This window comes from Halalkalibacter alkalisediminis, assembly GCF_028610705.1.
In the GTDB taxonomy this organism is placed as follows: domain Bacteria; phylum Bacillota; class Bacilli; order Bacillales; family Bacillaceae_D; genus Halalkalibacter; species Halalkalibacter alkalisediminis.
This window is the reverse complement of record NZ_JAQQWT010000061.1, coordinates 1-12,154: the sequence shown is the minus strand read 5'-3', so window position 1 is coordinate 12,154 and position 12,154 is coordinate 1. Positions and strand designations below refer to the sequence as shown.

The following is a 12,154-nucleotide window of genomic DNA, read 5'->3' as shown; positions in this document are numbered from 1 at the left end:
AACACGGTCGTTAAGCTCTTCTGCGCCGATGGTAGTTGGGGGCTTCCCCCTGTGAGAGTAGGACGTTGCCAGGCAAAAAAAGACAATCCGATAGGGTTGTCTTTTTTTTGTCCGTTAAGATATTTTCAGAAACTTTTTTAACAATAGGGCTAGAATGATGTAAAATTATTTAAGTGTACAACTTATTGAAACGGTACGTTATCAAGATACATACTTACTTAGGTGATGCTTCAATGTTGGATTTATCCATTGGGAAATATTCCATGAACCTTCTTGATGTGGAGGAGAGGTAACGTTCTTTTAACCATATTAGGGCAGAGGGTCTAGCCATAATAGATGGATTTATGATTTCTTTAAATACCAGGTCGGTGTTCGGGATCAGGTTTATTGCTGATTTTGGGACTATGGTCATTCCGATATCATGAGTTGAGTACTACTTAGCCCGAACGAAAGAGCTTGCAGAGTGGATGGATGAATGGGAAGAAATCGAAAAGGAAAATAAATATGATAAACTCCTTTGGGGGTACGGGGGACCGGTTTTAAGAGCTAACCGTGTCAAGATTCAACGGATGCCTTTTATTACACCTGAATTAACAGCTTCGCCAGCTCATACGATCCCATATGAAATTATCGAGGCTATTGATAAGTGGACGTGGGATAAAATTAGAAAAGCAAAAAGAATTCGTATCACAGATCCAGAAGGTACGGATATCAGTTATACGAATTATGATGAATACTATGATGAAAATCGTGAATTTTTCCATCCAGATTTAGTTAGTAAGTTCTGGGGAGGGAACGAGGAATTTGGGAAAACGTACTTGCCTGGACACGTATTAGGTAGACCGTGGATGTATCTTCCTAAGGAGGATGCAACGGGTGTAATCGCTGGGACGAGTAACCACATCGGTCCTGTACCTTGGATTCAGATGAAGGTTGATAAGGGAATGATTACTGAGATCAACGAGGGTGGTGAGTACGGGGATAAGCTTCGTAAATTAAAAGCTGAAACGGATCACCTGCAGTATCCTGGTTCTCCAAATAAAGGACTCTTTCGTTGGTGGGAAGCATCAATTGGAACGAATCCGCATATTCACCGTCCAAGACGAGGATTTCTCAAAGGTTGGTTAAATTGTCTGTATGAGCGAATGCGTAGTGGTGTTATTCATTTAGGGTTTGGAACGATTATTTCAAGTGCAGTCGAACGAGAGGCAGCAAAAATGGGTCTTCCTGTTGGTCATTGGCATGTTCATCTCTTGTGAAATGGTGGGAGGAGGAACAGAAACGGTCATCAGGGATGGACATTTATTGGCTTTGGATGATCCGGAAATTCGTAAGCTGGCTTCTCGGTTTGGTGATCCAGCTTTATTGTTATCAGAATCATGGATCCCTGCTGTCCCTGGTTTAAATATGGGAGGGGATTACTGGGAGCACTATGCAAGAGATCCTGAGGATTGGGTTATGACAGAGCTAAATATTTGTGAAAATTACCATCCTCTATTTATGAGTATGGTAGGTGCGGATCCTAAATATTGTAATAATCCACTCTGGAAGGTTCCAAATTCACACGATTCATGCTCTTGTGGAGGTCATCACGAATAAAAATTAAGTAACGAGAGAATGAATGATTATCGGGTAGCTTCTTAGTAGGCTACCCGTTTTATCAAATTAAGTAATGTCTTTATGAAGATTCAATTAAGAAGGAGGATATGAATATGATCATACAAGTAATGATGATAGCTATTATAAGCTTATTTATTTTAAAAACTTTTCAATTCATATACCCGTTACGTGAAAAAATTTCTTGCACAACTGGTATGATGGCAACGATGATTATAGGATCAATGACAGGTCTGATTGCTGGGACGATCCTTGCCCTTAACCAAAGCTAGACTGTAAATTCTATACTTGCGATGATTATTGGAATTGGAGCAGGAGTTATAATAGGAATGCTCTTTAATACGATGACCATCCTTGAAGGTGTCATGGGGGGAGTGATGGGTGGATTAATGGGAGCAATGATGGGAGAGATGCTGCCTGTTAAATCTATATATATAGTAAGTATCACCTTACTTGTTATCTTTTTTATTGCTCTGTTATTACTGAGTAAATCGATCAAACAAGAAGCGGGTATAGTCAAAGAACCTCAACCTAGTGGCATGCAAATTAAGAGTCTATCTATACTTATTTCGTGTATAACTGTTGCTATGTTTATGATGGTCGTATTTGGATCTTCCTATAACACGAACAATCCCATTCATACGGATCACATGCATAAAGATCATCATCATACGGAATAACTGGGATTGAAAGGGGATTCCCTCAACCTTTTTTATTTGTTTTTTTGAAGTTAACACAACCCCGTGAGAGCTGTTCTCTTTCCTGGATTTCCGTTGTTCATGCAGCACAATCCAAAAGTTGTGTTTTTTATACGCTTTAACCGTCTCATGACCGTTTACAAAGGATCAGGTTGAACTGTATATTTCTGAAATTTTTTTACAAAATAAAAAGGCAATACCAAATTCATATACAAAGGAAGTAGAGCTGCAATGACTCAATCAAAATCACAAGAAGATCGTCAATTTCGAGCGCGCAAAGAAGCGCAAAACCCTCATGGAAAGATAAAGTCATTAAAGAAGCTAGCTGATGAAACGAAAAAAGAATAGGGAACAAAGATAACCTGCCTGTGGGTGGGTTATCTTTGTTTAAAGTGTTGTTTGTGCCAGATCTCTGTTATTATAGGCACTTTTATAGTAGCATAAGGAATTTCGTTGCAATCTAAGTATACGCTGTTGATTATTTAACAACGATATAGGCAATCATCGGTCCATTATCCTCAACTGTTGCATGTGCCGTACAAATTAATCGGTAAATTCCTTCTTCATCAAATTGAAGATGTAAGACGGTCTCTTCGCCTTTACGTACGGTTCCAGAAACATCGGTTCCTTCAATGACAAAAGGATGCTCTTTTCCGTTTACCCCAAAGATGTTTAGCTTTACTTTTTGTCCTTTGGGAATATAAATGGTTCCAGGATCCCAGCGGTAAGCCTCTAATTCTTTCCCATCGTCTGTTTTCGTCTTGAATTCGCCTGTTACCATATGAATGTCAAATTCTTTTTCATTTGGTTGATTGATCACAGTGGTTGCTTGTGGTTCTAATACATAAAAATATAAGCCAATCATTATACCAAGAACCATCAAGACGAGCCATTTTTTTCTTATGACAACAAATTTCATAAAGTTTCCTCCAATAGTTTAGGTCTTATTCATTTATATGCAGACAACCCTAACAAACTTGTCTAATAAATGTTGAAAGAACAGAGAAAAAGGGGGGCATTGGAGGTAATCCGATGTTCAATAAATTAGTTTGCTGGCGATAACGAAGAGACCACACGTGTTCCCTTATCGAACACGGTCGTTAGCTCCTTTGTGCCGAAGGTAGTTTGGGTCTTCTTCCTATGAGAGTAGGATGTGTGGCAAATAGAAAGCATTCCGTTAAGAGGAGTTTTTTTATATCTATAATAGGGAAATCTAGAGCCATCACATTTAATGATGGCTAGAATTGTGATTATTTGAGAAAGTGTCTTGTGACTTTTTACGGTATTGTATGGGGGTAACGCCTACCAGCTTCTTAAACGCCATGTTAAAGTGAGAGGCGTTCGAAAATCCAACCTGTTCAGCAATTGTTAACGTTTTTTCTTGAGTCTCACGTAATCGTTTTTTAGCCTCATTCAATCTAATCTCCATTAAATATTCACGGAACCCGAAACCTGTGACCTTCTTAAAAGTCCTGCTTAAATAGGAAGAGCTTATGTAAAAATTTTTAGCAATGTCTTCTAATTTAATGTCATCGTGGTAGTGTCTTTTAATGTAGGAGGTAATTTCTTGAATTTTATCAAACATTGGATGTGTGTGATCTTGAATGTCTTGATCCGCTTGATTGAGTAGGCGATAGATACGGACGAGTAGAAGGGTTAAGGTTGACTTAACGCAAGGTTCATATCCTGATTCCTGTTGGCTACATTCCGCCAATATCTCGCGAATGATTTGATCGATAGCTTGCTGATCCTTTAAGGGGAACCTTAGCAGCTGTGAACCTTGCGCTAATGGGAAAAGCGTATCTGCTAGTTCCTCGCATTGTGGGAGGATGAATTCAGGCTTAAAGTAAATGACAATTCGTTCAAAGTTTGGGACATCTGTACTAGTCGTATGATGAGAATCATGAGGATTAATGATTACTAGATCACCTTTCTGTGCTTTATATTCTTTGTTATTAATTAAATAGGTTCGTTCCCCTTCGAGTAAATAAAAAATTTCATAGTAAGAATGATGGTGACTTTTCGCCATGTTGAATTTCCCTTTTAAGTTTAAGTATTGTATGGAGAAGGATTCGTTTTCTATACTGTACTTCTCGTTAACGGTAGTCATCATGGTGTTTCACCTCTTTAAAAAGTTAATAATTTCACTACGAATAGTAACCGTTTTCATTTTAGGGGTTGATCATTTCTATAGATTTTTGAGAATCTAATAAAAATTGAGTATTTTTTATTTACAAGACATCTGGATGTAAGAAAAAGACAAAAAATCATAAGAATATCTTAAACTTTCGTGTTAAATTTATCAATGCATACAAAGTAATACATGTTAAATAGTCATTTGGAAAGAGGTGGGAGTGTTCATTACTGTGAAAACGCTTTTGTTATTAGAGAGTAAGAAAAAGTATTTCTTCTAAGTGATTTACTCAAATCTTTCTATGAGTACCAAAAAGGTTCGGTAATGAGGTTGTCTATCAGGTTCATACTTTCGTTTTTTAAAAGAATATTAAACTAGAGTGTTTTATCTAAGATAAGGAGGGGACGGAAAAATGAGAAAGAAGTTATCTTTGTTGTGTATCGCTATTTTTCCTATATTCATAGCTTTAAGCACGGTTACCGCTTTTGCGACAATGACCCAGGAAAAAGAAAAATCAGATCATGACAAAAATAAGAGATCCATTTATGTTGTAGGTGATTCTACAGCTTCCAATTATGCAAGCAGTTTGGCACCAAGAGCTGGCTGGGGGCAAGTTTTTGGGGAGTTGTTTGACAAGAAGATCGCGGTGAAAAATCATGCAACATCCGGTAGAAGTTCAAAAAGCTTTATTGATGAAGGTAGATTGACCGTAGTTCTTAATGAGATTGAAAAGGGTGACTACCTTTTTATTCAGTTTGGTCATAATGATCAGAAAGACGATGATCCGAGCAGGTACACAGAGCCTTATACAACTTATAAAAGTTATTTAAAGCAATATATTGATGGTGCTTATGTCAAGGGAGCCATTCCCGTCCTAGTAACGTCAGTGGAACGAAGACGTTTTACAGATGACGGGCAAGCTAGGGATTCTCTCGGGGACTACCCAAAAGCTATGAAAGAGCTTGGTGAAGAATTGAATGTACCAGTTATTGATTTAACGGAGAAAAGTAAGGAAATGTATGAGGAAATTGGACCAGAAGGAACGAAAAATGTGTTTCTATGGATTGAGGCGGGTGAACACGAAAACTATCCTAACGGTGTTCAAGATAACACTCATTTTCAAGAGAATGGAGCTAGATTAATTGCTCAATTGGTTGCTGAAGATATTAAGAAATTGCAACTTAAGTATCTTCATAGTCATTTGATTTCAAAATAACAAACCGCAAATGAATAACCATACAATATAGTTTACTATTCTTCGTAATAACAACGTTGTAAATTTAAAGCAGTGTTATTTTCTTAATGATGAATAGAAAATGGTCTTAGTGGTTGGGTATCTGATTTTTCATCTATAAAATTGCAAAGGGAACCAGTAATCATCGAGAACAATCGATAAAAAATGAACAATTTGGAAAGGGGTACAAAATGAAAAAAGGGAAACGAATTTGGAATTCAGCTTTTGTTTTTCTCATTATCATCATGAGTATCATGTCAACGGTTACACCATTTAGCCAGATTCAAGCGGCCCATTTAGAAAACGAAACGGGAATATACGAAGCTGAAGAGGCTAAGCTAGAAGCTGCTATTATCGATAATAAACATCAAGGGTACACAGGATCAGGATTTGTTGATTATGTCCCTAATGCTCCAGGCGGCTGGATTGAATGGACTGTTAATGTCCATGTTGATGGAGAGTATGTCTTGGACTTTAGGTATGCCCATGGTGGAACGGATTTACGACCAAAAGAAATAATAGTCAATGATACGGAAGTAAACTCAGACTTAGCCTTTGATCCAACGGGAGGATGGGCAAGTTGGGAATATACATCGATGAAAGCAACCTTACAAGCAGGTGAAAACGTAATTAGAGCAACTGCACTAGGTGGAAGCGGTGGTGCAAACATAGATCATCTTAGAGTGACAATGGAATTTGATAAAGTATTTGAGGCAGAAGAAGCAAATTTTGAAGCTGCCATCATTGATAATAAACATATAGGTTATACAGGTACAGGATTTGTCGACTATGTACCAAACGCACCAGGTGGTTGGATTGAATGGGTCGTAGATATGCCTGTTGCCGGCATGTACAATCTAGATTTTAGATATGCCCATGGTGGAACGGATTTGCGTCCAAAGGAGATCAGCGTAAACGGAGAAGTGGTAGAGCCGGAATTGGCGTTTGATCCATCAGGTGGTTGGGCAGTGTGGGTTTACTCATCCACACAAGCGCATCTTAGTGAAGGGGAAAATGTCATCCGTGCTACTGGAAACGCTGCGAATGGTGGCGCCAATCTAGATCATTTACGTATTCATAATACGGCAAATGCTTCTGAAAGTGCATCTGTTGATGTGGAAGCTGTTGAATTAACAGAAGTGCTTAGTGGCTTACAATTGAAACAACTAAACGAATTAGGAATTCTAGTAAATGAAGAGGCTGTAAGTGATGACCAACTTATAACAAGAATCGAGTTTATGTCATTAATAAACGACGCTTTTGGGTTTAGGAAGGAAGAAAAGTTTAAAAATCTTACCCTTGAAAACAAAGTGTGGGAAGTTTCATTAGATGAGTGGTATTCCTATGTACTAGAAGCGGCCAAAGAGGCTGGCTATATGAAGGGGCTTGAAGATCATAAAGGTGAAATGAAGCCGGAAGAGGAGCTAACAAAGAGAGATATCTTTACGATCCTAAGAAATTTACAGATTTCAAATCAGCTTTATAAAGCTCCTGGCTCTAAAGTAACTTGGGAAGCCGCTAGGGATCTAGTTAATCGTATTGCAACTGAGCATGCAAATAAACAGGTAACCATTTTAAGTGCCCATACGGTTACCAACAACTTAATCGCTGTAACATTAGACAGCTATTTTGAGGAATTCGATTTCAATGATATTGATGTTGTTGTACCGACAAAGGAGTGGGCTACATTATCACTAGATTTTAAAAAATTGCGTATTGATAAAGCGGCAATTGGTACAAATAAATTTGGCCAAACGGTAATGATTATGCATAGTTTAGATGAGTGGGATGAGAATGCAGAATATCGAGCAAATAAACAGCCAGTTCAATTTGCAGGAGACCTTGACGCAGCAAAACAAAAAGCTGATAACCTTATTTCTTGGCAAATGGACCACGGTGGGTGGACTAAGGCGATGGAACAAGAATATGCTCGAAAGTGGGATGGTTCCGAGCCTCGTTCGACGCAATTTGGAGTAAATGGAGAGGAACTTGGTACGATTGATAATGACGCAACGATTAAAGAAATTTTATTTCTGTCTCAAGTGTATCAAGAAACAGGAGATGAACGATATAAAGAAAGTGTTAAAAAAGGTTTTGACTTTCTTCTCAAGATGCAGTATCCAACAGGAGGCTTTCCGCAAGTTTATCCAAAACGTGGAACTCCAAATTCGAACGTATACTATTCGAATTATGTGACGTTTAATGACGAAGCAATGATTAACGTTTTGGAATTAATGGATGACGTATTAAACAAAAGATATCCTTTTGAGACTGATTTAATGGATGAACAATACTACAGTAAGCTGGAGGAATCGCTTGAAAAAGGAATCGATTATATATTGAATGCTCAAATCGAAGTAGATGGAAAATTAACTGCATGGTGTGCGCAGCATGATCCCAGTACGTATGAACCGCAAATGGGGCGGAGCTATGAACTTCCTTCTATTTCTGGCTCAGAATCAGTAGGCATCGTAAGATTTTTAATGTCAAGACCAAATCAAACGGAAGAGATTAAGCAGGCTATAGTAGGTGCATTAAATTGGTTTGATGAGGTGAAGCTTGAAGGCACTCGCTATGTTAGTGGGGATCCTAATAACATTTATTTTGTTGAAGATCCCAACTCTGTCGCGTGGTACAGATTTTATGAGGTTGGTACGAATAAAGGAATCTTCTCAGGTCGTGATGGCGTAAAGAAATATAATATCTTAGAAATTGAAGAAGAAAGACGGAACGGTTATGCATGGGGTGGACATTGGGCACAACAGTTATTAGCCGTTTCTCAATCAACAGGGAACTTTACGGATAAAGTGTTTGTTAAGGTCGTTCAAACAAAGTCGGTAGATCGACAAGGTAAAACGTTAAAACTAGATGATATTCACCAAGTTGGGAGTGTAACGAAGAAAATGGAAGAGATTGAAAGCCATCTGACCGTTGCTAAGGATGGAAGCGGAGATTATACAACCATTCAAGAAGCGATTGATGCGGTTCCTAGTTCTAATACAGTTCCTGTTACGATTTATGTGAAGAACGGTGTTTATAAAGAAGTTGTTACGATTTCTAATGATAAGCCTTTTATTACGCTGATTGGGGAAAGTGCAACTGACACCATTATTACCTATGATAATTATGCAGGGAAAGATAATGGAGGTGGGGGAACGTTAGGTACGAGCGGAAGTGCGAGTGTGTACTTGCGTGCAAGTGATTTTAGAGCTGAAAATCTCACGTTTGAAAATTCGTTTGATGAAAGCTCAACAGATGTTAGTGGAAAACAAGCCGTTGCTGTATATGCGAGCGGAGACCGCATGTACTTTAAAAACATAAGATTCATCGGCAACCAAGATACATTATATACACACTCTGGAAGTCAGTATTTTTATCAATGTTATATTGAAGGGGATGTGGACTTTATTTTCGGGGCGGCTCGTGTTGTGATTGAGGAATCACACATCCATTCATTGGATCGTGGTTCGTCTACGAATAATGGTTATGTTACGGCAGCCAGTACGTTAATAACAGATCCATTCGGTATGCTGATCAAAGATAGTAAATTAACCAGTGATGCTCCTGCTGGTACTGTTTATTTGGGAAGACCATGGCCGGCTGGAGGAAATCCAAATGCTATTGGCAGTGTCGTGTTTATGAACAGTGAGCTTGGAGAACATATCCATCCTTTAGGCTGGACACAAATGAGTGGTCTACAGCCAGAAGATGCGAGGTTATTTGAATATAAAAACCATGGTCCTGGGGCTATCATTAATGAATCAAGAAGACAACTGACAGATGAGGAAGCAGAACAATGGACGGTACCAAATGTACTCAAAGGGTGGGATCCAACAGTTATAGATGAAGAAACGCAAGATAAGAAAGGAAAGAAATAAAAGAGAACTTTTGTGAAAAAAATGCCTGTACCTCGCTTTTAAAAGCGAGGTACAGGCATTTTGTCTCTTGTTTCGGTATTAAGTAAAACCTGTAAGATTACTTTCGATTGAGAGAGTATAGACTAACTAATCCTGGATAGATTATTCTGTAATGAATGTCCTATTGTAATAACTAATAATTAAACGACCATCATTCTATTAATGTGAATGATGATTGTTTTGGATTAAGACTCATTACTCATTGTTTATTTTACAATTCTAGCAAGCTTTGAGTTGTTGCATGATATAATCTAAACGTATTAGCCTAATGTTAATAGAGTCGATTGTAAGAATCTCATCAGGTGATGGCAAGGGAAGGAAAGTCGCTATAGAGGGAGCAACTTTAATCGATGAAAATATAATTGTTCTTCCTATCGCTCAGTCCGGATCACACCAAAATGAACCAGTTTTTTTCAAATATAGTTATTATCATCCCCCTGGCTCTTCGTATATAATCAATCCCTTTATTGAAGTAGAAGAAGTTGATCAATTTATAAATAAAGTAGGGCCTAGCTCTTCCATTGCAAAGATGAAAACGGACAATTCCTATTTAGAAGAAGTTGCTATTTTAGATCCGAAGGTTTTTGTTGATCCATCATTAGAGAACGAATTATATCCTCCATTAAAAAAAGTTGTGCATGGTACATTTGAGTTTAAAAATGAAGAGGACATAAAAGTTTTAGAAAGTATGACTACTGATCCTAAGAAGACATCATATATACAACAGGTTAACGGAAAGAAGTTGTATAAAATGTTTCTTCCTACAGAGGACGGTCAGGTTATTTATATTGCTTTTGACTATGGTGAAATGAGCCAACCTTTAAACCGGCAATCTAAACTGATCAGTGTAGCAGGATTCGTTTCATTAATTGTCCTATATTTGATAACGTCTCAATTCTTTAAACGAATTTATCAACATATAGATCTACTTGTTAGTAATGTAGGACGTATTTCGAATGGTGAATATGGGTTAGCTACTGTTTCGGATGAACAGTATGAATTTAGGAAGTTGACAGAATCTATTAATCAAATGTCGCTAAGTTTACATGAATCATTTCAAAAACTGTCAAATGAGAAGTTGTTTCGGGAACAAATTTTAGCTTCTATCCCAATAGGTATTATTACGGTGCATAATCAAAACAGTGAAATTGAATTAAATTGGAAGGCAATAGAGTTAACTAGATTAGATGAGGTAGAAATAAAAAGAGTTTGCAAAGAAAAAGTTACTTGTGAAGTAAATACTGAGTTTTGGAATTTGTTTTGTTCTAAGAAATTTTTCCAAACAAAAAAAGTATCATTTAAGACATTGGATAAAGTTAAAATGTTTTTGGTGTCCCAATCTCCTTTGGTCGATGATAAAGAAAAGATAATCGGTAGAAATTTTCAATTTGTTGATGTGTCTGAAATGGATCAATTAGAAAAAAGAATCCTTCGTACAGAAAAGTTAGCATTGGCTGGTGAATTAGCATCAAGAGCTACTCATGAGATAAAAAATCCTTTATCTGTTATTCGAGGATTTATACAATTAATGGCTATTGAGTTCACGGAAAGAGATCGTAATAAATATCACATGTCACTTTTATTAAAAGAAATTGAACGTATTAATATCATTGCTCAAGATATGTTGATGTTAGCTAAACCTAGTTTGAATATGAAAAAGGCTAATTTAGATGATGTAATTGAAGAAATTATCCCGCTCATCCGTGCTAATTATTCGTCAAACATTTTAATTCGAGCTATTGGGAATGCCTTCTATTTGTCGTGTGCGTATTAAACTGTTTTTGATTGTCTTTTTTAAGTTGTTTAAGATAACACTCAAGCATATGTAAACCAGCCTTTCTCAAATGGCACGTAGGAAGAGTCATTTATGCTTTAAAACTTAAGAGAATTACGAGGAGTTGGAATGCCTGTGAAATTCATAGGGGCTTTAAATGATTGAATCACTTAAAGCGAATAGCTACTTAAGTTAATTTTCTCGTGAAATATATTGATATAGGATGAAGAGTATGATAAATTATTTATTCCAAGCGTATGCTTTAAAATAAATCAGAAAAAAGTTTATAAAAATAGTTGCGTGGAATTAAATTGTGTGATATAGTATTAATTGTTGGTGGCGATACGGATTAATCACGTTAGCCAAGAGACATTTATTTGGGGCCTTAGCTCAGCTGGGAGAGCGCCTGCCTTGCACGCAGGAGGTCAGCGGTTCGATCCCGCTAGGCTCCACCAAAATATTCGGAGGAATACCCAAGTCTGGCTGAAGGGATCGGTCTTGAAAACCGACAGGCGGGTCAAACCGCGCGGGGGTTCGAATCCCTCTTCCTCCTCCATTTTTGATTTTTTTGTAACGACGCGGGGTGGAGCAACGAGCAACAGATCGTTGAATAAGCTTCGAGTGACATTGACGCATTAACTTCTTGGAGTACTAGAAGAGGAAGATGTTTCTTCATTGAAATAACATCATCTAAATACTTTATAACGACGCGGGGTGGAGCAGTCTGGTAGCTCGTCGGGCTCATAACCCGAAGGTCGGTGGTTCAAATCCGCCCCCCGC

At 37.7% G+C, this 12,154-nt stretch carries 10 protein-coding genes, 2 tRNA genes and 2 rRNA genes; 12 read left to right on the top strand and 2 right to left on the bottom strand.

All coding sequences use genetic code 11. From position 1 onward, the window contains the following. The 6 genes from rrf (PQ474_RS26815) to PQ474_RS24855 all read left to right on the top strand — a co-directional run. Positions 1-74 (top strand): 5S ribosomal RNA (rrf, locus tag PQ474_RS26815); the annotation flags it as partial. Between the two features lie 393 nt (positions 75-467). Beyond that, on the top strand, positions 468-1,259 hold the full coding sequence (locus PQ474_RS24875) for a hypothetical protein (RefSeq protein ID WP_273848268.1): 792 nt from the start codon (positions 468-470) through the stop codon (positions 1,257-1,259). Continuing rightward, on the top strand, positions 1,231-1,599 hold the full coding sequence (locus tag PQ474_RS24870; RefSeq protein ID WP_273848267.1) for a hypothetical protein: 369 nt from the start codon (positions 1,231-1,233) through the stop codon (positions 1,597-1,599). Before PQ474_RS24875 ends, PQ474_RS24870 begins: the two co-directional genes overlap by 29 nt. A gap of 113 nt (positions 1,600-1,712) precedes the next feature. Next, a complete protein-coding gene (locus tag PQ474_RS24865) occupies positions 1,713-1,889 on the top strand; it encodes a hypothetical protein (protein WP_273848265.1) in 177 nt (58 codons plus the stop codon). 57 nt (positions 1,890-1,946) lie between these two features. Next, a complete protein-coding gene (locus tag PQ474_RS24860; protein WP_273848264.1) occupies positions 1,947-2,297 on the top strand; it encodes a hypothetical protein in 351 nt (116 codons plus the stop codon). 249 nt (positions 2,298-2,546) lie between these two features. Continuing rightward, positions 2,547-2,663 carry a DUF6254 family protein gene (locus PQ474_RS24855; protein WP_273848263.1) on the top strand — a complete coding sequence of 39 codons (117 nt, stop codon included), beginning with the start codon at positions 2,547-2,549 and terminating at the stop codon, positions 2,661-2,663. Positions 2,664-2,793: 130 nt separating this feature from the next. Here the strand turns inward: PQ474_RS24855 and PQ474_RS24850 are convergent, their stop codons facing one another. Next, complete coding sequence (locus PQ474_RS24850) at positions 2,794-3,234, bottom strand: cupredoxin domain-containing protein (protein WP_273848262.1); 441 nt, start codon at positions 3,232-3,234, stop codon at positions 2,794-2,796. A 129-nt stretch (positions 3,235-3,363) separates the two neighbouring features. Between PQ474_RS24850 and rrf (PQ474_RS26810) the strand changes: the two genes are divergently transcribed. Beyond that, positions 3,364-3,479 (top strand): 5S ribosomal RNA (gene rrf, locus PQ474_RS26810). A gap of 64 nt (positions 3,480-3,543) precedes the next feature. Here the strand turns inward: rrf (PQ474_RS26810) and PQ474_RS24845 are convergent. Further along, complete coding sequence (locus tag PQ474_RS24845) at positions 3,544-4,428, bottom strand: helix-turn-helix transcriptional regulator (RefSeq protein WP_273848260.1); 885 nt, start codon at positions 4,426-4,428, stop codon at positions 3,544-3,546. Between the two features lie 433 nt (positions 4,429-4,861). Between PQ474_RS24845 and PQ474_RS24840 the strand changes: the two genes are divergently transcribed. The 5 genes from PQ474_RS24840 to PQ474_RS24820 all read left to right on the top strand — a co-directional run bounded on the left by PQ474_RS24840 (position 4,862) and on the right by PQ474_RS24820 (position 11,930). Next, positions 4,862-5,665: a rhamnogalacturonan acetylesterase gene (locus PQ474_RS24840; protein WP_390186751.1), complete on the top strand. Its 804-nt coding sequence runs from the start codon at positions 4,862-4,864 to the stop codon at positions 5,663-5,665. A gap of 209 nt (positions 5,666-5,874) precedes the next feature. Further along, complete coding sequence (pelA, locus tag PQ474_RS24835; protein WP_273848259.1) at positions 5,875-9,561, top strand: pectate lyase; 3,687 nt, start codon at positions 5,875-5,877, stop codon at positions 9,559-9,561. Between the two features lie 307 nt (positions 9,562-9,868). Then, a complete protein-coding gene (locus tag PQ474_RS24830; RefSeq protein ID WP_273848258.1) occupies positions 9,869-11,374 on the top strand; it encodes a histidine kinase dimerization/phospho-acceptor domain-containing protein in 1,506 nt (501 codons plus the stop codon). Positions 11,375-11,753: 379 nt separating this feature from the next. Beyond that, positions 11,754-11,829 (top strand) — tRNA-Ala (locus tag PQ474_RS24825). Between the two features lie 8 nt (positions 11,830-11,837). Continuing rightward, positions 11,838-11,930, top strand: a tRNA-Ser gene (locus PQ474_RS24820). Positions 11,931-12,154: the final 224 nt, after the last annotated feature.

Bases quoted from the DNA above. Each gene is read 5' to 3' on its own strand.
- PQ474_RS24875 (WP_273848268.1), top strand. From the start codon at position 468: ATGGATGAATGGGAAGAAATCGAAAAGGAAAATAAATATGATAAACTC.
- PQ474_RS24830 (WP_273848258.1), top strand. From the start codon at position 9,869: ATGTTAATAGAGTCGATTGTAAGAATCTCATCAGGTGATGGCAAGGGA.
- PQ474_RS24840 (WP_390186751.1), top strand. From the start codon at position 4,862: ATGAGAAAGAAGTTATCTTTGTTGTGTATCGCTATTTTTCCTATATTC.
- PQ474_RS24855 (WP_273848263.1), top strand. From the start codon at position 2,547: ATGACTCAATCAAAATCACAAGAAGATCGTCAATTTCGAGCGCGCAAA.
- PQ474_RS24845 (WP_273848260.1), bottom strand. From the start codon at position 4,428: ATGATGACTACCGTTAACGAGAAGTACAGTATAGAAAACGAATCCTTC.
- PQ474_RS24865 (WP_273848265.1), top strand. From the start codon at position 1,713: ATGATCATACAAGTAATGATGATAGCTATTATAAGCTTATTTATTTTA.
- PQ474_RS24860 (WP_273848264.1), top strand. From the start codon at position 1,947: ATGCTCTTTAATACGATGACCATCCTTGAAGGTGTCATGGGGGGAGTG.
- PQ474_RS24850 (WP_273848262.1), bottom strand. From the start codon at position 3,234: ATGAAATTTGTTGTCATAAGAAAAAAATGGCTCGTCTTGATGGTTCTT.
- pelA (WP_273848259.1), top strand. From the start codon at position 5,875: ATGAAAAAAGGGAAACGAATTTGGAATTCAGCTTTTGTTTTTCTCATT.